21 protein-coding genes and 4 pseudogenes are annotated in these 21,678 nt (G+C 56.1%); 12 read left to right on the top strand and 13 right to left on the bottom strand.

Annotated features, from left to right (window positions below):
- Nucleotides 1–138: 138 nt before the first annotated feature.
- Nucleotides 139–569, bottom strand: a pseudogene (locus IFT53_RS16760) (plasmid maintenance toxin (PemK-like)).
- A complete protein-coding gene (locus IFT53_RS16755; RefSeq protein ID WP_192067653.1) occupies nucleotides 556–834 on the bottom strand; it encodes a type II toxin-antitoxin system prevent-host-death family antitoxin in 279 nt (92 codons plus the stop codon). The pseudogene IFT53_RS16760 and the gene IFT53_RS16755 overlap by 14 nt, the downstream one beginning before the upstream one ends.
- A gap of 226 nt (nucleotides 835–1,060) precedes the next feature.
- On the opposite strand from IFT53_RS16755, the gene IFT53_RS16750 reads away from it, so the two are divergent.
- Both IFT53_RS16750 and IFT53_RS16745 read left to right on the top strand, forming a co-directional pair.
- The gene (locus IFT53_RS16750; RefSeq protein ID WP_192067652.1) at nucleotides 1,061–1,300 is read left to right on the top strand and encodes a type II toxin-antitoxin system VapB family antitoxin; all 240 of its coding nucleotides are present in this window, start codon (nucleotides 1,061–1,063) and stop codon (nucleotides 1,298–1,300) included.
- Nucleotides 1,300–1,743 (top strand): type II toxin-antitoxin system VapC family toxin, encoded by a 444-nt coding sequence (locus IFT53_RS16745; RefSeq protein WP_192067650.1) that lies wholly within the window; start codon nucleotides 1,300–1,302, stop codon nucleotides 1,741–1,743. Before IFT53_RS16750 ends, IFT53_RS16745 begins: the two co-directional genes overlap by 1 nt.
- Nucleotides 1,744–2,284: 541 nt before the next feature.
- Here IFT53_RS16745 and IFT53_RS16740 read toward each other — a convergent pair.
- The 3 genes from IFT53_RS16740 to IFT53_RS16730 form a co-directional block, all read right to left on the bottom strand.
- On the bottom strand, nucleotides 2,285–2,488 hold the full coding sequence (locus IFT53_RS16740; protein WP_067653483.1) for a cold-shock protein: 204 nt from the start codon (nucleotides 2,486–2,488) through the stop codon (nucleotides 2,285–2,287).
- 125 nt (nucleotides 2,489–2,613) lie between these two features.
- A complete protein-coding gene (locus IFT53_RS16735) occupies nucleotides 2,614–3,705 on the bottom strand; it encodes a nucleotidyl transferase AbiEii/AbiGii toxin family protein (RefSeq protein ID WP_192067648.1) in 1,092 nt (363 codons plus the stop codon).
- Complete coding sequence (locus IFT53_RS16730) at nucleotides 3,686–4,393, bottom strand: DUF6088 family protein (RefSeq protein WP_192067647.1); 708 nt, start codon at nucleotides 4,391–4,393, stop codon at nucleotides 3,686–3,688. The genes IFT53_RS16735 and IFT53_RS16730 overlap by 20 nt, the downstream gene beginning before the upstream one ends.
- A gap of 506 nt (nucleotides 4,394–4,899) precedes the next feature.
- On the opposite strand from IFT53_RS16730, the gene IFT53_RS16725 reads away from it, so the two are divergent.
- The 6 genes and pseudogenes from IFT53_RS16725 to IFT53_RS16700 all read left to right on the top strand — a co-directional run bounded on the left by IFT53_RS16725 (nucleotide 4,900) and on the right by IFT53_RS16700 (nucleotide 8,854).
- Complete coding sequence (locus tag IFT53_RS16725) at nucleotides 4,900–5,151, top strand: hypothetical protein (protein WP_192067645.1); 252 nt, start codon at nucleotides 4,900–4,902, stop codon at nucleotides 5,149–5,151.
- Between the two features lie 81 nt (nucleotides 5,152–5,232).
- A complete protein-coding gene (locus IFT53_RS16720) occupies nucleotides 5,233–5,964 on the top strand; it encodes a hypothetical protein (protein ID WP_192067644.1) in 732 nt (243 codons plus the stop codon).
- 150 nt (nucleotides 5,965–6,114) lie between these two features.
- Nucleotides 6,115–6,552 (top strand): DUF6678 family protein, encoded by a 438-nt coding sequence (locus tag IFT53_RS16715; RefSeq protein WP_192067642.1) that lies wholly within the window; start codon nucleotides 6,115–6,117, stop codon nucleotides 6,550–6,552.
- 73 nt (nucleotides 6,553–6,625) lie between these two features.
- Nucleotides 6,626–7,732 (top strand): annotated as a pseudogene (locus IFT53_RS16710) (transposase); the annotation flags it as partial.
- Nucleotides 7,733–7,794: 62 nt separating this feature from the next.
- Nucleotides 7,795–8,364, top strand: coding sequence for an adenylate kinase family protein (locus tag IFT53_RS16705; RefSeq protein WP_244656428.1), 570 nt, complete (start codon nucleotides 7,795–7,797; stop codon nucleotides 8,362–8,364).
- A 226-nt stretch (nucleotides 8,365–8,590) separates the two neighbouring features.
- Nucleotides 8,591–8,854 carry a sunset domain-containing protein gene (locus tag IFT53_RS16700; protein ID WP_192067639.1) on the top strand — a complete coding sequence of 88 codons (264 nt, stop codon included), beginning with the start codon at nucleotides 8,591–8,593 and terminating at the stop codon, nucleotides 8,852–8,854.
- 1,176 nt (nucleotides 8,855–10,030) lie between these two features.
- On the opposite strand, the gene IFT53_RS16695 is transcribed toward IFT53_RS16700, so the two are convergent.
- On the bottom strand, nucleotides 10,031–10,750 hold the full coding sequence (locus IFT53_RS16695) for a hypothetical protein (protein WP_192067637.1): 720 nt from the start codon (nucleotides 10,748–10,750) through the stop codon (nucleotides 10,031–10,033).
- A 136-nt stretch (nucleotides 10,751–10,886) separates the two neighbouring features.
- Between IFT53_RS16695 and IFT53_RS16690 the strand changes: the two genes are divergently transcribed.
- Nucleotides 10,887–11,126 (top strand): helix-turn-helix domain-containing protein, encoded by a 240-nt coding sequence (locus tag IFT53_RS16690; RefSeq protein WP_192067743.1) that lies wholly within the window; start codon nucleotides 10,887–10,889, stop codon nucleotides 11,124–11,126.
- A 45-nt stretch (nucleotides 11,127–11,171) separates the two neighbouring features.
- Here the strand turns inward: IFT53_RS16690 and IFT53_RS16685 are convergent, their stop codons facing one another.
- Genes IFT53_RS16685 through IFT53_RS16670 form a run of 4 tightly spaced genes read right to left on the bottom strand, consistent with a single transcriptional unit; the run spans nucleotide 11,172 to nucleotide 14,327 of the window.
- Complete coding sequence (locus tag IFT53_RS16685; protein WP_192067635.1) at nucleotides 11,172–11,531, bottom strand: hypothetical protein; 360 nt, start codon at nucleotides 11,529–11,531, stop codon at nucleotides 11,172–11,174.
- On the bottom strand, nucleotides 11,528–13,192 hold the full coding sequence (locus tag IFT53_RS16680; protein WP_192067634.1) for a type IV secretory system conjugative DNA transfer family protein: 1,665 nt from the start codon (nucleotides 13,190–13,192) through the stop codon (nucleotides 11,528–11,530). The genes IFT53_RS16685 and IFT53_RS16680 overlap by 4 nt, the downstream gene beginning before the upstream one ends.
- Entirely contained in the window at nucleotides 13,192–13,497 is a 306-nt protein-coding gene (locus IFT53_RS16675) for a mobilization protein (protein WP_192067632.1), read from the bottom strand. Before IFT53_RS16675 ends, IFT53_RS16680 begins: the two co-directional genes overlap by 1 nt.
- Before the next feature lie 11 nt (nucleotides 13,498–13,508).
- Nucleotides 13,509–14,327: an NYN domain-containing protein gene (locus IFT53_RS16670; RefSeq protein ID WP_192067630.1), complete on the bottom strand. Its 819-nt coding sequence runs from the start codon at nucleotides 14,325–14,327 to the stop codon at nucleotides 13,509–13,511.
- A 573-nt stretch (nucleotides 14,328–14,900) separates the two neighbouring features.
- Between IFT53_RS16670 and traA the strand changes: the two genes are divergently transcribed.
- Both traA and ligD read left to right on the top strand, forming a co-directional pair.
- Nucleotides 14,901–18,506 carry a Ti-type conjugative transfer relaxase TraA gene (gene traA, locus IFT53_RS16665; RefSeq protein ID WP_192067629.1) on the top strand — a complete coding sequence of 1,202 codons (3,606 nt, stop codon included), beginning with the start codon at nucleotides 14,901–14,903 and terminating at the stop codon, nucleotides 18,504–18,506.
- A gap of 170 nt (nucleotides 18,507–18,676) precedes the next feature.
- Complete coding sequence (gene ligD, locus IFT53_RS16660; protein ID WP_192067627.1) at nucleotides 18,677–19,726, top strand: non-homologous end-joining DNA ligase; 1,050 nt, start codon at nucleotides 18,677–18,679, stop codon at nucleotides 19,724–19,726.
- A 53-nt stretch (nucleotides 19,727–19,779) separates the two neighbouring features.
- Here the strand turns inward: ligD and IFT53_RS16655 are convergent.
- The 3 genes and pseudogenes from IFT53_RS16655 to tnpA all read right to left on the bottom strand — a co-directional run.
- Nucleotides 19,780–19,974: pseudogene (locus IFT53_RS16655) on the bottom strand (Na+/H+ antiporter); the annotation flags it as partial.
- Between the two features lie 99 nt (nucleotides 19,975–20,073).
- Nucleotides 20,074–21,093: a putative bifunctional diguanylate cyclase/phosphodiesterase gene (locus tag IFT53_RS16650; RefSeq protein WP_192067625.1), complete on the bottom strand. Its 1,020-nt coding sequence runs from the start codon at nucleotides 21,091–21,093 to the stop codon at nucleotides 20,074–20,076.
- A gap of 36 nt (nucleotides 21,094–21,129) precedes the next feature.
- Entirely contained in the window at nucleotides 21,130–21,492 is a 363-nt protein-coding gene (gene tnpA / locus IFT53_RS16645; protein ID WP_192067624.1) for an IS66-like element accessory protein TnpA, read from the bottom strand.
- A 107-nt stretch (nucleotides 21,493–21,599) separates the two neighbouring features.
- Here tnpA and IFT53_RS23760 point away from each other — a divergent pair.
- Nucleotides 21,600–21,678: pseudogene (locus IFT53_RS23760) on the top strand (carboxymuconolactone decarboxylase family protein); the annotation flags it as partial.

Below are 21,678 nucleotides of genomic sequence, written 5' to 3'. Positions count from 1 at the left end.
ATTCAAGTATCGATAGTGAAAGATTTCGACTTCCGGACGCTGTAAAGTCGTAGCAAATGACGGTCTCAGCGACCAAAAACAGCATGGGAAATGGGCAAGACACAAAAGCGGTACAATGTAGGCCTTGCCGCGCGACGGCTACTCGCTTCGTGCCGCGGCAGAATGGCGCTGCGCCCGCGCCAGTTCGACAAACCGGCGCTTAACTTCGTCAAACAGGGCTGGTGGGAACACGCCGTAATAGCCGGTTTCACCGTCCGTCGGCCTGACGTCGGGTCCGGGCCATACAAAACGGTTACTTTCTGTCAGAACAATCCACGAGCGCTCGTCATCGAGTCCCAGCCGCCTTTTGGTGGCAGTCGGGATTTCAACAGCGTCTTGCGGATCGATGGCGGCGAATGCGTGACAGGCAAAACCCGCACCGCCGGCGTTCCGCCTTCCAGTGTGGCAACAATCGCCAGAACCAGCACAGGGCGGTCCTTGTCGTCCTCCTCCCGGCCTTCGAGATGCTGCCAATGCCAGAGATACGAATATCGGAACAGCCAGCCGACCTTCGGTTCAGTCGGCAGCATGCTTGTCTGTCAGCAGTTCGGCATTGAGATGATCCAGGCCCGTCTCCATCCGCGATGCTTCAATGACGGCGAGGTCATCGTCGCCGAGCATGCTCGAAAGTTCGACCCGTCGATCGCGTTTTGCCAGGCGAACATAGTCCTCGTAAGCAATCAGAACGGTGCGAGGACGACCGTTTTTAGTGATAATGACAGGCTCGCGAACTGCAGCGTCCTGATAGGCCCCGAAATTTTTCGAAACCGCCGCAGCGGTGACAGTAGCAAACACGCGACAGAGATTGGCGGTGTGAGATGAAACATGATTTGCAGATCCAGTAGGAAGTAGAAGCTTCTATTATCAATCTTCCGTGTCGCTCAATTTTGCAGCGCGAGCGCGTCGGACTTTCTACCTAACCTGACTGATCGCGACCCTTTCCGACATCTGTGTCCCCACCATATTTCTGTAGCAAGGATATGTAAAATAGGATATTGTAATATCCTCGAAAGGATATGCGATGCCGCTTTATATCAAAGACCCCGAAGTAGACCGACTTACCGATGAACTGATTGGCCTCACGAAAACGAGCAAGGTCGATGCGGTCAAGAACGCACTCATACGGGAGATCGCCAATCGTAAAGAGAGATTGCCGATCCGCGAGCGCTTGGCAAAGTCCCTTATGATGGCGCGGGAGGCTGGCCCCTTTGCCCCCGGCGATCACAAGCGCGAAATGGATGAAATGTGGGGCGAGGAATAATGCTTCTTATTGATGCCTCGGTGATCGTCGCCATTCTCTCTGAAGAAGAAGACGGATCGTCTTTGATTGACCGACTGGAGCAGGACGGCGGGCCCTTTTATGTCTCGCCGGTCGTGCGTGTTGAAGCAACGCTTTCATTGACCCGCCGACTGGCGGAGGCCACCGGCAAAGACAAGCCCGCCACGCCGGAAATGATGGAAGCCGCACGTCGCATGGTCGATCAATTTGCTTCCGATCTGGATTGCAAGGACGCAATGATTTCCGCAGACGTTGGCAATAAAGCGCTCGATGCTGCCCTACAGTTCGGCAAGATCATGAATCATCCGGCAAAGCTCAACATGGGTGACTGCTTCGCTTATGCGTGCGCAAAGGCATATAGAACGAAGATCGCTTACAAGGGCGAAGATTTCGTGCACACGGATATTGGATGGCAATATCATTGAGCAATTTATCGCGGCGTGCCGTTGCGGGTTTAGATTGTGAAAACCAGCATACCGACCAGGAATAGGATGCCGAACGGGATCATGGCCCGGATCACCGTCCTCTCCGTTTCGTTTTTCGGTTTGTTGGCAGGTCCGAATAAACTTCCCAAAAGCGGTTCAATAAAGCACCCGAGCATTGCAGGAAGCGTGGCCCGCAATATCTTCTGGCCTGAACGCTGAAAGGTGAAATTTGATGAGTAAGACTTACAAAAGCGAAGCGATGGCCGCGATCCATTAAATGATAGAAGGCTTCCACGAGTCCGGTGCGATCGATAAGCAGACCATGCGCGAGTTCGACGACGCGTGCTGACGTCCGTACAGGCGCTTACCGGAAATCTCGGGCCTTGGGGAAGGCGCTCGGCATAGTATCGGGCTCGGGATAAGTGAGGGATCTGCACATCGACACGCTCAAGGTGAAAAGCCGGAATTTTCAATGAGCCCCGTAGAGAGCGAGACCAGCTTGCCGCTATTTAGCGGTCAGGCTGACCTCGCGGCCCGCAGGTCAGAGCACGCTAACGTTCTCAGCCTTCGATTTTCCGGTTTTCCGGTCCTGGCCAACTTCGAAAGTGACCTTGTCACCTTCTCTCAGCGACCCACCTTGTTGCAAGGCAGATACGTGAACGAACACGTCCGTTCCACCATTTTCAGGCGTAATGAAGCCAAATCCCTTGTCGTCATTGAAAAATTTTACTGTACCGGTAGGCATAAGAATTCCTTTTAATGTCCTGCAGCCACTTGACCCGCAGTAGGCTTTTTACCGTTCGTTTGCCTGACCGGCAACCTCCAATACCATGATAGTGGCACCGAGATTTTTTGCAGGCCGCTGATCGACTACTTGGCCGCGTTGACAGCCTCCTCGAGTGCTTCAATACTCGCCATGACCGCATCGAAACCAGGTGGGTTTGCAAAGATCATCGCTGACATTCTATTGTAGTCAACGGCGAGTTTCTTGCGCATACCGAGTGTCGGCACCAAGCGATAGGTGCCTGGCACGGCCCGATCGTATCGGTGGTCCGGCGATCGGAACATCAGTTCCTTATGCTGTCGGCACGCCTCGGCGAGTTCACGCATTGAAGCCGTTGCCATGCCGTAGTCTGGGTGGCTCCAAATCTGGTGGACGTCGTAGTAGTGGCGTGAATACCGATTGAGATCGGGAACCCTTCGTTCCGGATTATCTTCAGCGCTGCGCTTTTCTGTCGTTTCCGTCATCGCGTGTAGGATGAGGACCTTCTCCCAAAATGTCCTCTCCGGCTTGACGGTCGTAACGTTTTCGACGGTGAAATCGCTTTCCCCCATTTCCCTGGCGACGTAGGCAACAATGGCGCGCGCTTCTGTTGGCAATGGGTCCGGGCGTGCTCCGCCTTCAATGCGCACTGCGGCCTCGACATAGCCTCCGCTGGTATCGAAAACGCTCTCGTATCGGAGCACAAGAATGTCGAGAGCCTCTTTCTTCCTGTAGATGTCGTAGCCGAAACGGAGAGAGAAATGTCCGGTTTGGCCGGTCTCGGTCTCAACCGAGGCAATCTCCTGGCTAAGACTTTCTCTCAGGGGCCCAGATATGTACTGGCGCGCGGCCTCATCGACCACTTCCGCAAGTGTTTTTTGCTGCTTGGTCACCGAAGAGAGAGCTGCGATTTCACTCTCAGTCGGCACTTTGAGATCGGCTTTGTAAATGCCGATATCGATATCCTCAGAGAAGCGATTGATCAGGCCGTAGGCTTTGCTAAGGCTGGTGCCACCTTTGAAATAAAGTCCGATCTGATCATCGGCTCGCCCATTGAACAGGAAGTCAAGGACCCAGCAGACATAGAGATCCTTTTCGATATTCTCAGCCCGAGTCTGCAGGTCGGACGCCACCGTTTCAAACAAGGCCCTGCGCTCATCGGCGCTACTGCGAAGCACATTAATGAAGCCCTGCCGCATTTTCTTCCTCTGTGACGCGAGTGTCGCGCGTTATTGTCTCGACCACTGGATACATCCAGGCTGGAACTGCGCGAATGTTATCGCGCAAATCTTCAACGATTGATCGCCGTTGCGAGCTTTGTGCAAGATGTAGGACGATACCATCAACGACGGTTTCGAAATTTAATCGTTCATCCCGAAACCAGCTCAGGGCCTGGATGATCCGCATGGCAGGCCGCCCGGCCCAGAAAGCCGTCTTTGCCGCAATTCTCTTGAAGTCGAGCCGGTAGATGACCGGCTTCGTTGCGTTCGGATCGCCAGAGTTGACTTCGATCTCTATCGTGCGGGGGTAGGTATCTGCGTGGATCGTCGAGCGGGCAGGCACAGCTGTCGTCAAGCCAAGGTCGTTGGCGGCGGTCATGCCGTCAACCAGAACCCTCAACTTGTCACGTCGCGCTATTGCATCGATAAATGCGGCGCGCGGCGGGAATACCATCTTACCAGTCAACTGGCTAATGCCTGGCTTGTCGTAGAAGCCCCGATACGGGCGCCGGATATCTCCGCGTGTCGTGAGCCTCTGTAGCGCCTTTTCCACCGCATTAGGTGTTCCGATATCGAGGAAGTCGTCACGCGACCATACGCCGCCAGGCGACGCGGCAGCTATGCGATCGTGAATGCGCTCAAGAGTGTTCGATGTAGGGTCCGGCATAGTGATTCAACCTTTTGACCGAATATTATATACAAATTTTGGTCACTAGCAATCGATGCTCTCGTACTGACCAAATTTTAGAGCGAAACTTTGGTCAGTAGGATGAATATAGGATGGGGCAGATGTTGTTTCCACCGCTGCACACCGGAGAGACCTAGGCCTCCACAGTAATGGGTGACGTCGCCCTGTCGGGCGGGGGTGCTGGGTGCGCAAAAGCCTAGGCACGCAGGCCTGCTTCCTTCTGAGTTCTCCCTCACGCGTTCGATACAACGTGGGTCTTTGTGGCTATCACCTCTACTATCCAAGCCGTCGCCAGCCAACCTCCGTGTGTTTTCCATAATCGTGGATGCGCTTCGCTGTCGTGAAAAGGAGTTTTAATACCTTTAACCGGAGCCGGATGGCCGCCTTGGCTCATCCGTGCCATGACGGCATTTGGCCCATTGCAGCTATCCCGGTGGCTGATTATCGTCGTCTTCCGAGGAAGCCAATAGACCGGAGCGATTCAATTGAGCTACAAAATTGCGATAACCTCAGACACGGCATATGAAGAATTAGTTGCTGAAATCCTATTCGACAATGGCGAACTGGTGGTGGTGAGCCAGGAGCGATCTTCGGATCAGTTTGAGGTAAGCATTTATTCTTGCTATCGGGACAGCGATCCCGCCACTGCCCCTCTCGTCATCGATTTCGAGACGTTTTCCGATGCGTTAGCGGATGCGAAGCAGAAGTTGATTTCCTTCTCCCCTCGACGGGCCTAGCGCCCTTGACGCAAAGCGGGATTGACCATGGCTGGCGACCACCTACGCTGTTAAAAGCGAAACTGATAAATAGGATTGCCTGTGCCTGACTCCCTCAATTTACGTCGAAAGCTTGACGTTGCGTACGATGCGTTTGCTCGATACCGCCGTCCACTGGTTCTTAACGCTTCGCCGCTGCGCGATCCAGAAATGCTCCTGAAGCAACTGACCGCCAAGCCTATAAGGCTTCTCGACCTTGGAGATGTTCAAGAATATGCATCTGCAGCATTAACGACCGTCGGTACCGTCGAGGATTACAAGCACTTCCTGCCACGGCTCCTTGACCTTGCAACGGAGTCTGGTGTCGTTGAGCCTGAGATGATTGCTCTGAAGCTGAAGTCGGCAGAATGGCGGGCGTGGCCGAAAAACGAGCAGCAATCCCTCGAAGAGATTTTCGTCCACGCCTGCGTGGATGCTTTCAAGCAGCATACGGATGATTACCTTGCGGGTAAGTGGCTCGTGAGCCTTGCGATACTGAACATCGACCTTGGTCGCTTGCGGACCGACGTCCTCGCATTAAATGATGACTGTTGCGCGCTCCAGGTCGCCAACCTACTGCTATCAGACAATCTTTTTGCCAGCGATCCATCCGAGCGGGCCTATTGGGAGAATGTGCCCGAGAAGACTGTGAACGAAACTCGTTCCTGGCTGCTCAGCGAGCAAACACGGTCGTTGCTCCTGTCCGTGAGCCTTCGGACACGCTCAGAGGATGGTTGGCTTCTTGAAAAAGCGATAGCTAGACAAGAAGAGCTGGTTCAACAGCGCCTTCATTGACCGGCGAACTGGGATGTCCGCAGTTGGCGGATACTGTTGAAAAACTCGGTTGCGATCCCTTGGGACGCACCTTCATCGTTTTCATGCCATTCGTCCACTGTGCTATAGATGAAGACTGAAACCTTGTTCGGTCACGCTTGGAGATGCGGCATGCGGAAGAGCCAACCTGTCGATATGATGGCGCTTCGGTTGAAGGCGAAGAAGTTTGCGGCGGAGAACTACGCAGCGTCCTTGATGTCTAACACCAAGTGGCGCGCGCTTTTCAGCGCGCTCGAAGAAGCGGGTATCGATGCCGCATGTTCGGTAAAGTTTATTGGCGACGACAAGGGATTCGAGATAGCGGTTCATCCGGGGCTGTATCCGCCTCACGCCTATGTCGATCTGTGGCCGCTTAACGTCTATCCGCTCGTCGAAATTGAATGGATCGAGTTTAGGCGTATTGTAAGATACCGGAGGGATAACAATCTTCCGGGTAAGCTTGTGCCACAAGACATAGATGCGATCCGGGCTGTTATTCAGAACACCGGAAAACTCTTTCCTCTTGAGGCTTCCGAGGACGCAATTCGGATCGTCGGGCACGTGAGGTAAAGAGACCGCCGTCCATTGCTTGCGGGGAGCGCGCGTGATTCAGTGCTCTCATTGATTTGCGGAGGACTGAGCGATGATGGGATGTCAGGCAGCTCCGGCGCAGCTCTTTTATGACTTCTGCATTGATGATCACGTCCCCGCCGAGCACCTGTTGCGCGGAATAGACCGTCATCTCGCACTCGATAGCGTTCGAGAGCATTTGAAGCCTTTCTATAGCAGCACTGGCCGTCCCTCGGTCGATCCCGAACTGATGATGCGGATGCTGATTGTCGGTTACGCCATGGGCATTCGGTCTGAGCGGCGGCTGTGTGAAGAGGTCCATCTCAACCTCGCCTATCGCTGGTTCTGCCGCCTCGGACTGAACGGCAAGGTGCCTGATCACTCCAGCTTCTCGAAGAATCGCCATGGCCGGTTTCGGCAGAGCGATATCCTGCGACATATGTTTGAAACGGTAGTGGAGCGATGCCTCGCGCAAGGATTGGTGGGTGCGGAAGGATTTGCCGTCGATGCCAGCCTTATTGCAGCGGATGCCAACAAGCAGCGTTCGGTACCGGGAGCTGAGTGGGAAGCAAAGGAGGACGCTGGCCGCTCGGTACAAGAGTATCTAGCCGTTCTCGATGATGCCGCTTTCGGTGCTGCATCGCCAGTGACACCGAAGTTCATCTCCCCGTCTGATCCTGCCGCCCAATGGACCGGCGCTCACAAAGGCCATGCCTTCTTCGCCTACGCCACCAATTATCTGATAGACACCGATCATGGTGTCATTGTCGATGTGGAGGCGACGCGTGCGATCCGCCAGGCAGAAGTCGGAGCATCCCGCACTATGCTCGAAAGGACCGAGAACCGCTTTGGCTTGAGGCCAGACTATGTGGCCGCTGACAGCGCTTATGGTTCCGCCGACAACTTGGCGTGGCTGGTCAAGGAGAAGAAGATCGCGCCGCACATTCCGGTCTTTGACAAGTCCAACCGGACAGACGGCACTTTCTCACGTTCGGACTTCACCTGGGAAGCCGGGAACGAGCGATACATCTGTCCGACCGGGAACGAACTGAAGCAGTTCCACCGCACTTACGATACGCCAAGATCGGGGATCACGGCCGAAGGAACACGGATTTATCGTGCCAGCAAAAAGGGCTGTGATGTCTGTGACCTGAAGCAGCGTTGTTGCCCCAAGACGCCTATCTTGATATTACGGCTTTAACGCTGCGGCATTCTGCACACTGGAGCGCCTTTGTGGTGAATATGATATTCTTCGGGCCTCCATACGCGGGTAAGGCAACCCAAGCTACCCTGCTGGAAAGTGCCAGCGGAGCAATTTACATATCCTACCAATCGCTGATTAACGACGCATTCGCCGCAGATACTGAACTCGGACGGCAGGCTCGGCAAGCCATTGATTCCGGGCGAGCTATTCCCGACAACGTAGTTATTGGACTTGTCCAACAGCGGCTGACTCTTCAACCAACTAGCAAAGGATACATTCTAGCCGGAATTCCGAGAACAATCACCCAGGCCGAAGCGCTGCAAGATATGCTTGCACTTATCGGAAAAACTCTTGATCTCGCGGTTTTTTTCGATCTCGAATTCGAAGTCATGATTAGTCGGGCAGCGCAGCACGATGCAGCCGATAGAGTTCCTATAGGCGCGAGACTATCGACGCTGAAAATCAATTTCGATCATTTCAAGCTAGCGATAGGTCCGCTTATGGATTTTTACGAGAACATCGGAAAAAATCTCCGTGTAAACGCCAATCTCTCTCGTACGGATGTCGCTGCAAAGATCGCAGCGGGCGTCGCTACCTTATCAACCTGAACGGCCGGATTCTTTTCTTGCCTAGAGCTTCGATTAGCTCAAAGAGCCTGCCGTCATTTATCTTCTGCAGTCGGCGCATCTCTGTTGAGGAGGATACGGACAGGCACCGTATCAAGGTCCGCAATCAATGCAGGGCTGCTGCCTCAATAGAAAATCAGGCTGCATAAGGCGGATTTTAACGTTCCAAACAAAGCTATTTGAAGATTACTTCCTTATACCGCTAAGCATGAGCAACTTCGGACTGGTCGTGATAGCTTCATCTAGCGTCGTATTTCTAGCCACGGGCGGACATACGTTGGTGCCGCGCGAGCTTTGGGATTCTGCTTGCAACATTAAAGGCAATGTCAGCATCAATTCCCAGGAGCGAATTTACCACGTTCCCGGCCAGCTCGACTACGCCTCCACCACGATCAGGACGGAATATGGCGAGCGTTGGTTCTGTTCAGAAGCCGATGCCCGTGCCGCTGGCTGGCGAAAGGCTGGCAGGTGAGCGACAGTATGTGGGGATGCGGGTGAGCTTTGTAAGAGGACGTTTTTGCAGGTATGCAGTCGTTGGCGCGTTAACCGTCAGGCTTCCTTTTGCTTACCTTTGTTATCTAATCGCTACTGACGACCGCAAGGACCCGGCACGGGTTGCCTTCATTATGAACATCAAGGAACTGCCACGGTCGGTTCGAGATATCGAGTATTCAGCAACTGCCATCACCGACCTAATCGTAACTTGCGCGTTTAGAATTGACTCTGATGACTTTCAAAGTCTCGTGAGCGGATGGCAGTTCACGAGTAACAGTGTCTCCGGTGACGGAAGAGATTACGGTACGGACGCAAAGGTGGGTCCATCTTTCGAGGCGGCGCTACGGTACTCTGTCTATCCAGAGAGCTTCAAAAGGGGTGGACGTGTCGATCTTGTGACCAATATAGACCAGACTTTGGTCGTGGCGAACCGATACGAGGAGTGAAATCTGCAATGACCGCTTCTGGCGCAAAGCTGCCAAATGCGAGCTGTCCCAGATGAACTGAAGCCTGTTTGGGACGGCAACGAGGCCATGCAAAACAAGGCTTTCCGGCACCAAAATTCACAATGGTTCAATTGGGACAGCAGAGCGGTGGCCTACAGTGTCATTTCGCCCTCAGCCTGAACCGACCCCATCTATGGCTACCGGCAGGCCGTCCTTGCCTGGGACGACATGGTCAGAACGTGGCGAGACCTCGTCCAGCTGTTCTGGTGGATCATCCCAGATCGGCAGCCGTGAACCAAAACAAAACCCGCCAAGTCGGCGGGCGAAGTTGAGAATGACGCGCGTACTGAATACATTTCGCGCTTGGTGTCGAAATTGCACGGCAAAAGTGAACGCCCAGTAAATTTCTGGTAGCAAGAAATCTTCTAAGTCAGCCGGCTATCTTGTTATCTCGCGCTGTTGGCGCGCAGACACTTATCTTCCCAACTCTCTTTTGTTTGATTCTCAGTCCCGCAAGAGGCAAACAGCCCCGCGCGTAACGAAATGGGGCCGAATGCGCTTCAGTTCACAGGCATCACGCTCTACTACACAACGGCGAGAAACGAGCGCAATTCTGTGGTTTTATCCACAACAGACAAAACTGCTACGCTCGAAAATTTATCTCAGCTTTGCCGTCCGGGAGCAATCGTCAGCTTCACAAGGTCTCGCTAAGTTATTTCATTCAGGGGATTTTTGCCATTGCCGGACAGCTCCACCTCAACCAGATCAAGCAGTATCTTCCTCAGTTGAGGCCAAGGGGCATCCTTTCCCTTGTTTCCCGGATCTTGCGTGCTCATCAGGCAGTGCAGTTTTGCAGTCGTTTCAACAATGGTTTTCGGTTTTGATAAGAATAATATGCGCGACAACCTTCCTTCCTGCTCCGCCAGATCGTGCTCGAAGGCGAGAGCAGGGCTGTATCCAAGCTTTCTATCTGCCTCATTCCATCGCTCGCGACGCTTCCGCAGCAAAGATCGTGCAGATGCCAACTGAGCCGGGTCCACGCGTGATTTCAGCCGGTTAAGTTCAGCAATGGTGTAAACGGTCACTGGTCTCTCACTCGGAGAGATTTCGATTTGCACGACCGGGAATGCGCCTGCCATCGCGAGCACCTTCGACTCCGTCTTCTGCTGGTATCTGGTAATGTGAACGAGCCGCTGATGGACCTCGTACCAGTTCAACCACAGTCGCGCTGTTGATGTTGGCCCGGGCACCTTTCGATCGGGAGCCTTTTCCAATTCAGAAACAAGCGGTACCAAGATTTTAGCAACAGCGCCCAAAAGGTTCTTTCGGTCGATCCTTGACGGAAGCTGTGGCCTGTCTCCGATGGAATTTTGGCGTTTTCTACGGGTTGTTTTGGGCAAATTTCTGCTAGTCTCAGAATCAGCCATGATCCAAGCTCCTATAAGCTAGATTGTGGTCAGGCTGCTCGTGGTGGTACGAACACCATGGGCAGCCGATTTTACAGATTGCGAGGTTACAGTTGCGGTTCAAAATTGGCAAGATAAATCACAACAGTGTTTTGAAATGAACTCTATCCAGTGCAGGCTTGCGCGCGTTGCGTTGGGCTGGGGCGTGAGAGATCTCGCGCTTGCAGCCAATGTTTCGACCCAGACTATCAGTCGTCTTGAGGCCGGCGAGCAACTTCGTGTTGGTACTTTAGACAGCATTCGAAAAGTGCTTGAGGATTCTGGGATAGAGTTCATTCCAGAAAACCGCGATGGCGGCGTTGGGATCCGCCTAAAGAACAGGCGCCGTGACGTTTGACCCCACTATCGGCCCGTTGACGCGTTGGAACTTTAATCAATATGTTCAATGCAGCGTTGGTTTCGAAACCGCCAGCATTTTGACCGCCATTCTGACCAGCTTCTGAAACTTTCTCCAGTCGGGCAAATCCTTCTCATTCACCCTTTCCTGGATCGCAGATAGCGCCCAGCCGACGCAAGCGCTGTCATTCACTGCTCGATAGCGATCAGAGCGCTCGAAACAGGCCACGATCCGGGGACGTGCATCGCCAGCGTCCTTTGGAATACTGGCAATTAGTTTTTGTGCCTCCTGGTAGGCATCGGCTATGTGTCGACGTTCTTCCGGACCGCTTTGGGTTATCATGCCGATGGTCCATTCGAACGTTTTGAACATGGCTTCGGCTTCTTTGATGGCATCGTCACTCATACCGGATCGAATGCTCCCTTGAACTCGGGATCGGCGTAATAGCTGAGCTTGCCAGCGATGATAGGCCGTTGTCCCGCGAGGAACAGCAGTTGTCCGTGAGGCGGCAGATTGCGCACCTCGTCGGGGGTGAGCAGGGGCCTGGCGGTATGGTGCTGGCTGAAGGAGATCCCGGACTTTTCGGAATCGAGCGCGCGGGCCATGGTCTGGAAGACGACCGTTTCCTGTCCAAGCAGATCGGAGACGAGGCGTGCGCTATCATGATCGTTGACGCCGAAGACCTGAAGCACGCCAGCATTCGACAGGAAGGTGCCGGCGCGTTGTCCGTACGTAGCGCGTAGCTGGTGGACATCTTGCAAGATCGGCCAGAGCTGGACGCCATAGCCTGCCATCAGGCCCATGGCGCGCTCTATGGGAGCCAGATGGCCAAGGGCGGCGAACTCATCGAGCAGGTAGAGGACTGGCATGGCTGGCTTTGCGGAATCGCGTGCCATATCGAGCAGGCTCTGGCTGACAAGCAGGCGGAGCCAGCGTGAATATGTGGACAGGCGATCGGGCGGCAGGACGAGGAACACCGTCACGTTGCCGTGCTTGAGATCGGCAAACCGGAAATCCGATCGACCGAGAACCGTCGTCATGCGCGGGCTGTCGAGGAAATGGGTGTGGCGCTGCGCGGCCGAGAGAACGCCTGCGGCCTCGCGATCGGACTTGCCGAGGTGACGGTTTGCGGCACGGGCGATCAGGCCACCCGCCTCATCGCATTCCTGCATCCGCTTGAGCAGGGCAGCAAACGTTTCTGGAGCGACAGTGAGATATTCGCGCAGCGTGCCGAGGTGACGACGGCCAGGAGATTCCACCGCGACGATCTTTAGCAACAGACCAGATATGAGGGCCTTGGCTTCCTCATTCCAATGCGCCTCACCTGCCATGCCCGGCTCATCGAACACGAGGGCGTCGGCAAGCGTGCTGGCGTCTTCCGCAACATCGAGGCTGGCGGGATCGAGCGTATCGAGCGGATTGAACGCGGCCGAGCGCATGCCGGTGACGCCAAAGGGATCGAGAACATGGACCGGTCCGAACTGTTCACGCGCGCGGCCGGCGATTTTTGCATTCTCCCCTTTGGGATCGATGCAGATCACGGAGCGCTCAGTGGTCAGCAGATTTGGAATGATGGTTCCGACACCCTTGCCGGTTCTCGTCGGGGCCATGGTCAGGAGATGCGCGGGGCCATCATAACGGATGAGGTTTTTCGACTTCGGATCGCGACCAATGAGCAAGCCGGTATCGGATCGGGTGAGGGGAGCCATTTCCTTGGTTGTAGCGAAGCGCGCCGAGCCGTGGGTATCGTTGGCCATATCCCCGAAGTGGATAATCAGCGGATTGGTAATGACGCGGAAAACGATCCAGACAAGAACCAGCAGCGTCACAAGATCGAGCGCGATGAGCGGAAAGCTGCCGACGCCAAAGCCCATTTGCGCAAGCGCAAAGCGGCCACCGACGCCGACGACGAATAGCACTATTGCGAGGAGAAAGAGAACGCCCAGTAGCGGCTTCCAGATTCTGAACGGAGCTGTCAACAGCGAGGCGAACGCCCAAAGCGGATCGCGCGCAGCGGCGCGCAACATATTCTTGAACGCGGCCCATGCAAGCGTCGCTCGGCTCATCAGCCAGCCTCCGTGCCGTTGCTGTTCTCTGTCGCTTTGACCGGCCCTGGTCCGAGCAAATCGGCAAAGAGCGCCTTGTCATTGTCGCGGGTGAGAAAACCGGGCAGCTCGCGGCGCAACCAGTCGCCCAGGCGTTTGGTGAACTCCGGATCATTGGCGTTTTCCAACCGATGCAGGACGAGCGCACCGAGCAAAACCTTGCGACGGGTATCGTTTGCGCGGTCCTGTTTCGAAAGGCGTGCCTTGAGGGCCGAGCGCTGAGCCTCCAACTCAGCCAGGCGCTGCTCGATCGATTTTCTTGCCACGGTTGATCCTTTCACTTTTTCGTCGCGGTGGGCACCGTCTTGAGATGGATGAGGACGCCTTTCTGCGTCTTGCCGGATCGGTCGATGTCAAATTTCTCCGTGGCCTCGACGAGATCGCTGAGACGGGCAAAGCCGTAGTTTCTGGAATCGAATTCCGGCGATTGCTTTGCAACATGAGAGCCGACCGCGCCGAGATTGACCCAGCCGTCTTCGTCAGCGGTCGCGATGACTGCTTTGCTCAGCATGCCGATCAGGGCTTTGTCGATTTTGCTCTTCTGGGGTACGGTCGGCTCGACGGTTGCTGCCCTTGTGGCCAGACCTGAAATTTCCTTCGTGGCGGTTTTCTCGATTACCCCTCGTGCCGAAGTTGGTTCGGCGGTTGCAGGTTCTTCGACCGACGCATTAAGGACGTCGAAATAGACGAATTTGTCGCAGGCCGTGATGAAAGGGCGAGGGGTCTTTCGTTCTCCAAAACCGTAGACTGTGACGCCCTGTTCGCGGATGCGGGCCGCCAGTCTAGCAAAGTCGCTGTCGCTGGACACGATGCAAAATCCGGAGAAACGCCCGGTGTAAAGCAGGTCCATGGCGTCGATGATCATCGCGCCATCCGTGGCATTCTTACCGGTTGTATAGGCGAACTGCTGGACCGGCTGGATGGAGTGTTCGAGAAGGCATTCTTTCCATCCATTCAGATTGGGTTTGGTCCAGTCGCCATAGATGCGTTTAACACTTGATGTCCCATAGTTGGCAATCTCGGCCAGAAGCCCTTTGACAATCCTGGGCGTGGCGTTGTCACCGTCTATCAGCAGAGCGAGGGTATCGGAACTCATAGCGAAATTCTTTCATCTGGTGAACGCATTGTTGTCCGCAGTCGATGCGATCAGTAACTTTGCTTCCGGTTGATGACTGTCATGCTTGATCGAATTTCTCGAATATCGAACCGATGAACTATTGGTTCACCTTCGCCGCCAAAGGCGCTCAGTCACGCCTCCCGCCAATGGCGTTGTGAAAGCGAAGATCAATGCGGTTACAGGCCCCCTTATATCGAAAATGATTGTGGCGGCGAAGGCGATAAGAGCCCCGATGAAACAACCGGTTATAAACGGAAGGTAGGCTTTCATCGGAGTGATCTCCTTTAACATGCTCGTGTCCGAAGCCATGCAATCGACCCAGCATACCAAAACGGTGTGATTGCTCAAGTGGAAATGCAACCTGCGATATTGAAAATCGTGCCGATTTGTGGTTCTTTGACGCTCAATCATTTCACTCAGACATCAAACGCAGAGGCTATCCCGTGGCCGATTGAGCGAAGCGATTGAGGTTACTAAGGGCGCACTTACGACCTTGCTGCGCAAGGTCAATGCGATCTGCGCGGCAATGGAAGCGGAAAGGAGGTTTGCGAATTGGCGATCTACCATCTGAGTTTGAAGCCTATCTCGCGCTCTTCCGGCCGTAGCGCTGTTGCATCGGCGGCTTACCGCTGTGCCGTTCGCCTGACCAATGAGCGCGATGGGCTGACGCATGACTTCACACGCAAGCAGGGCGTTGAGCATTGCGAGATTGTCTTGCCGGAAGGCGTATCCGCCGATTGGGCCAAGGATCGCTCGGCCTTGTGGAATGCAGCCGAGCGAGCGGAGCGGCAGATCAATTCGCGTGTCGCCCGCGAATTCGAGATTGCGCTTCCGCATGAGCTTTCGGTCGGGGCGCGACTTGAGGCAACACGAGAGTTCGCGCAGCATCTGGCAAACCGCTATGGCGTCGCGGTGGATTTCGCGATCCATGCGCCGCATGAGAAGGGCGACGTTCGCAACATCCACGCGCATTTGATGACAACGACGCGGGCGGTGACCGAAGATGGTTTGGGCGACAAGACCAATCTTGAGCGCAAGAACAGTTGGCTGCTGGGGGAGGGGATTGCCACGACCGACATGCAGCTTCGCGACATTCGCCAGTCGTGGGAGCAGATCGCCAACAGGCAGTTGATGCGCGAGGGACTGGATATTCGCATCGACCATCGTTCGCATTCCGAACGTGGACTTGAGATCGAGCCGACCGAGCATATGGGCGTTCATACCACGCAGATGCAGCGGCAGGGCATGGATGTCGAGCGGGCGCGGCTGGACGAGGATGCAGCCAAACGCAATGCCGAGTTGATCCGGGAAAAACCCGAGCAGGTTCTGACATTGATCACCGCCGAAAAGAGCGTGTTCGATCGGCATGACATTGCCCGTACACTGCATCGCTACATCAACGATGACGCGCAGGCCTACCAGAATGCGTTTGCGTCCGTCATGGCCTCGCCGGCACTGGTGCAGCTTCAGGCCGAGCGCAAGGATCAGGAGACCGGGGAGGTTTTGAAGGCGCGCTATTCGACGCGGGAAATGGTCGATACCGAGAGCGGTATGATGCAGGCGGCCGAGCGGCTGCACCAGGCGCGGAACCATGGCGTCGATCGGCGATATGTTGCCCGCGCCATCGCACGGCAGGACGAGACAATTCAAAAAAGTTCCAGCGATGTTTCGGCCCGTCTTTCAGACGAGCAGCGACAGGCAATCGCGTATGTCACGGGTCGCGAGCGCATCGCCGCAGTCGTCGGCTTTGCCGGTGCTGGCAAGTCGACCATGTTAGCCGCCGCCCGTGAGGCGTGGGAGGCTCAAGGGTATAAGGTTCATGGCGCAGCACTTGCGGGCAAGGCGGCCGAGGGGCTGGAGGAAAGCTCTGGCATCCAGAGCCGCACATTGGCGTCGTGGTCCCGCAGCTGGGAGAACAATAGGGACACGATCGGCCGCAGCGATGTGTTCGTCATCGACGAGGCCGGCATGGTGGGAAGCCGCCAGCTTGCCCACTTCATTGGCGAGGCCGAACAGCGCGGGGCGAAGATCGTGCTTGTCGGCGACCATCAGCAGCTCCAGGCGATTTCTGCCGGCGCACCGTTCCGCATCCTTGCCGAACGTCTCGGCCATGTCGAACTGTCCGAGATCCGCCGGCAGCGCGAGGGCTGGCAGCGGGAGGCGTCGGTCGCCTTTGCCACGCATCGCACAGCCGAGGGGCTGGCCGCCTATCGCGATAACGGGAACATCAGTTTCAGCACGAGCGGCGATGAGGCGCGGGCCGCGATCGTGCAGGATTACCTTGCCGACCGCGAGCAGCGTCCGGACGGCACCCGGGTCGCCATGGCACATCGCCGTGCCGATGTGCGGGCGATCAATCAAGACATCCGGTCCGGCCTTCAGCAAAGAGGGGAATTGGCGCGTGGAGAAGAGGGCGGGGAACTTACGTTCCAGACCAATGACGGCGCCAGAGAATTCGCGCCGGGCGACCGGATCGTATTCCTTGAGAACAGCCGCGAGCTGGGTGTGAAGAACGGCATGTTAGCCACCGTCGAGCATGTCGAGGCGGGAACATCGGGTGCCGGCCCCATGATCATCGCGCAGCTCGACGGCCCAGGCGGCAAGGGAGCCGGGGATAGCGTCAGCATTCCGATGGACAGCTACCAGGCGATCGACCACGGCTATGCGACCACCGTCCATAAAAATCAGGGAGCGACGGTCGACCGTGCCTTCGTGCTGGCCTCCACCAGCATGGACCAGCATCTGACCTATGTCGCCATGACCCGGCATCGCGACGGCGTGCAGCTTTATGCCGACAGCCAGGAATTCACCAATGCGGGGCGGTTGGTCGACCATGGGGCCGCGCCCTACGAGCATAATCCGAAAGCGCGTGAGAGCTATTTCGTGATGCTGGAAAACGACAAGGGAGAGCAGCGCACGGTCTGGGGCGTCGATCTCAAGCGCGCCCTGCAGGAAGCCTCGCCGCAGATCGGTGACAGGATCGCCTTGCAGCATGAAGGGGCCACCCCTGTCACCCTTCCTGATGGCACGCAGACGCAGCGCAATGCGTGGCGTGTGGTCGAGGGTGGGGAACTGGCCTATAGTCAGCTTGAACACCGCCTGTCGCGTTCCGGCGCCAAGGAAACGACGCTGGATTATGTCAGGGACTTTGCCGAACGGCGAGGGATTGCGGAACAATTCGGGGTCAAAAGTGAGATCGATCTTGCTCCTGCCCAAAAGCAGCGTCAGAAGATTTTGTCCCGTGCGGCCCCTCCGGTACGGGAGCAACAGGACCGGCCATTCGATCGCCAGCGGGTTTACGAGGAACGTGCCGGCGATCTGGCCGGTCCTGTTCGCCGCGAGGATACCAAGCAGGATCTCATGCAGGAGATTGGCGGCGATCAGCGCCTGCGGCCAGCCGAGAAGCCCGCACCGCTTGTGCCGGCGATCACACGGCATGACCGTAGCATTGAGGACGTGGCCCGCGAAAAGGCCATGCCGGCAATCGATCATGGATTTGAAGCGGTGGAGTCGGTGGCCCGGCACGTCTTCCGCGATCCGGCCGAGGTGGCGGACCGATTGCGCGCAGCGATCACTGAGAAGGAGGGTAATGGCAAGGTGATGGCGAAGGCGATGGTCGAGCGGCCTGAGCAGTTTGGGGAGCTGCGCGGCAAATCCGGCCTGTTCGGTGACAACAAGGAACGGAAGGCGGCGCTGCATTATGCCAGGGTTGTCGCCTCCCATATCGGTTATGCGTCCGACCACTGGGAACGCCGGCTTGGTGAGGAACGGAAGTCGGAGCAATGGCAGCGCGAAAAACGAGATGCCGTCGAGGTTCCCGGCCTCACCCCGCGCAGCGCCGAGATTCTTGATCGCGTCGACAAGGTGTCAATGAATGAGCGGCATCAGCTCATCGATGAGCTGCGATCGACCCCCGATGGTCAGGCCGCACTCGAGGAAGCCAAACTGGTCGCAAACGCTCTCCAGCAGCGTTTCGGCCATTCGGATCCTCGTAACTTTGCCAAGGAGCTTGATAAGCGTCCAGAGCTTGCGAAGCTGGCCGAGCAGATCAAGTCTGTGGCCCGTGCCGTCGAGCGCACCCGCATGGCCGAGCTGAACCGTGACCACACGCTGAAACAGCAGCTCACCCGGTCGCAGGGGCTTGGGTTGAGCCGATAGGAGGGCATCATGTCCATGAACAGCTCCAAGGGAGCGACCAGAGCGCGGATTAAAGAGTTGGCTGAACAGCATGGTGTTGTTGCCGTGCGCGTGGCCCTTGGTCGGTGAATAGGGGGGACAACATGCCCGTCGTCACAATGTTGTTAAGGTTTTTCTGGTGAACTGTCGCGATGACGAAGCCTCCCAGATCAAAGCCGCTCCTTCGTGAGACAGAAGCCTCGATCCGCTCAAAGCCGCGCCGCAAGCGTAACCCGGCTCAGCCGCAGTTGCTTTTCGATCCCATGCCCGACCGCGTTGAGCCGACACTCGCGCAATTAAAGGCAAAGCCACCTCAAGGGCCCGACTGGTCCTGGGAGGTAAAATGGGACGGATACCGCCTTGCCGTTCATATCGAACCGCAGGGCGTGCGAATTCTGACACGCGGTGGCCATGACTGGACACACCGGTTCCCAGCCATTGAACAAGCGGCACGAGCGCTTGGACCGGCGACGATGATCATCGACGGCGAGGCCGTCATACTCGACGCGGAAGGTCGCTCGGATTTCGGGCTGCTGCAGCAATCGCTTGGTGCCTCAGGCAAAGCCGCGGGCAATCGGGCCTCGAATGCCATCCTCTACGCGTTTGATCTTCTTTACCTCGATGGGCATGATCTGCGCGGTATCGAATACCGATCGCGTCGGCATCTGCTAGAGGACACCCTGAAGGACCAGAACGGCGCCATCCGGCTCTCGGAAACGATCGACGCTGAACCCGTCGCCCTACTTAAGCACGCGCGCAGCCTTGGTCTCGAAGGCATCGTCGGCAAGGATCTCGAACAACCTTATCGATCAGGACGAACCGGGGACTGGGTGAAACTCAAATGCGTCCAGAGTGAAGCATTTTTCATCGCGGGCTATGAGACCTCAACAGATTCTGGTGGCCTCGCATCTTTGGCGCTGGCCGCATACAACGGTGACCGACTTGTCTATGTTGGCAACGTCGGCACGGGTTTCAAAGAAACCCAGGCCCTCAAGCTTCGAAAGACGCTCGACATGCTCCGGTGGAAACAGAAACGTCCACCAGTGGATGACGTTGGAAAGAGCGATATCGTCTGGGTTCATCCGACCTTGATTGCAGAAATCGAGTTCAGGGCGTGGACCGCCGATGGCAAGCTGCGTCATGCTGCGTATAAAGGCCTGCGGGAACGGCAAGACAATGCTGACGTGTTCAACCTTGCTTAAAGTCCGAACCCACCCGCCCGGCTCGGGCGGTACTTCCCAAAGACTAGAGCCGGTCAAGACTTCGCCGATATCGCGCTCAGTTCTTCAAGATCGAGATCATGTTCGAGTTCCCGGAGCGATTCATCATCGATCTGTCCGGCACGGTGGAGCCTGATGAGCTCCCGCCTGCCCGCAGCAACGGCTTCCAAAACGACGTCGAAATGGGCGTGAAGCAGCGGCGAAGAATGTTCCGTGCGCTTGGCGTAACGACCGATTACGCCTGACCATTGAGCCTCTCGCCAATTGTGCCCGCTACGACATGCTGTTGGGAGGCGCTCATGCCTATTGATAAAATGGCACAACTTCCTCTACTTGCTGGTCTGCTCTGCCAAGTACCCGATATCAACTTCTCGCGCAGGCCCGGTCCTCGCATTTGTGATGAGCTCGACGACCTGTCGAAGGGAGCATGGTAGCCCAAGGTGGTAGCCCTGCATGGTGTTGCAGCCTAAGGCTTGTAGCATGAGCTGTATTTCCTCGCTTTCCACGCCTTCTGCAACGACGTCCAATTTCAGCGAGCGGCCTAGATTGATAATGGCCTGTACCATGACCTGATCGGCTGCCGAATCCGTGAGGCCGGTGACAAAGGATTTATCGATTTTGATACGGTCCACCTGGAGATGTCGCAAGGATGATAGTGATGAATAGCCTACGCCGAAGTCGTCGATTGCGAGACGAACCCCAGCCTGTCTCAACACGGTGAGCTTGCCTTGCACCGCGCTCATATCGATGGCGGTTTCTTCCGTGATCTCGATTTCCAGCATTGAGCTTGGAACGTTCCATTGCTTCAAGGCTTGAAGCACAAGATCGTCGACGGGAACGCGTGACATTTCGCGCGGGGAAACATTAATAGCCACCCAAAGGTCATCTTGCCCAAGCCCCTTGAGTTGCTGGATCAGAAGTCCAGCTTGTTTTAGCACAAACTGCATGAGAGCTTCCGAAAGGCCGAGTATAGCTGCGGATTCAACGATATCTACTGGTGGAACCGGGCCGTGTTTGCCATGATCCCATCGCAGCAACGCCTCGAAATTTGTTAGTCGGCGACCGCCCTGGCCCATGATCGGCTGGAATGCCATATACAGTTGCTCATTTGCCAGAGCGTTGGGCAGGTCACGCTCGACGTCGCGCTTCATTTTCAAGCGGTTATGGAGCTGTTCGTCGAATATGTAATGTCGATTGCGACCAGCGCTTTTGGCAGCATAGAGAGCACTATCTGCACAAATCATCATTTCAGAAAAGCCGATGCGATCTCGCGTCTGGTGAATACCTATACTAACACCAACACGACCGGCATCGAATCCTTTAAAAGGCTGGCCAATCGCCGCTATCAACTGATCAGCGATCTGGTCGGGTCCCTGACGGCCCGATCATGCCGCCTCCACGCAAGCGACGAGCGGGCCGAGCAGTTTCAACTCGACGTCAACAGGAACCTTCAAACTCCGACCGTTTCGAAGCAAGATCTCGACGATCGCCGGCCTCGTTGCCGTGGTAGACGCCTGACCTACGCCAAACTCCCCCATGATTTCCACTGGAAGGAACACCGTCGGTCGATCAACATAGTTGAACGACTTCCGCCACCAGCGGATCTGGCCAGGATGAACGTCATGCCGGCGCGCCACGTCACCAATGCGAGCACCCGGCTCATCAGCTTCCGCCAGTATCCTCAGCTTCGCCTCATCCGACCAGCGCCGTCTGCGCTCGGTACCGGACATGATCTCCATGCGGGCCATGAAACCTCTTTGCTCTGGTATTAATGTCAGCACTAATGCTGGTTCTAATGCCAGAACATCGCCTGATTTTCCCGATCAGCAAAAACAGTTCACCGGACGCTCACGTTACTCGAGAAGAAATCGCTGAAGCCTTGGGAACGGCAATTGCTCTCAACGCTGGCGGGGCACTGACCTATTCAGCCCGTG

It is taken from the genome of Rhizobium sp. CFBP 13644 (assembly GCF_014842165.1).
Classification (GTDB): Bacteria; Pseudomonadota; Alphaproteobacteria; order Rhizobiales; family Rhizobiaceae; genus Agrobacterium; species Agrobacterium tumefaciens_C.
Note: the sequence above shows the minus strand (reverse complement) of the source record. Positions and strands in the feature narration are given on the sequence as shown.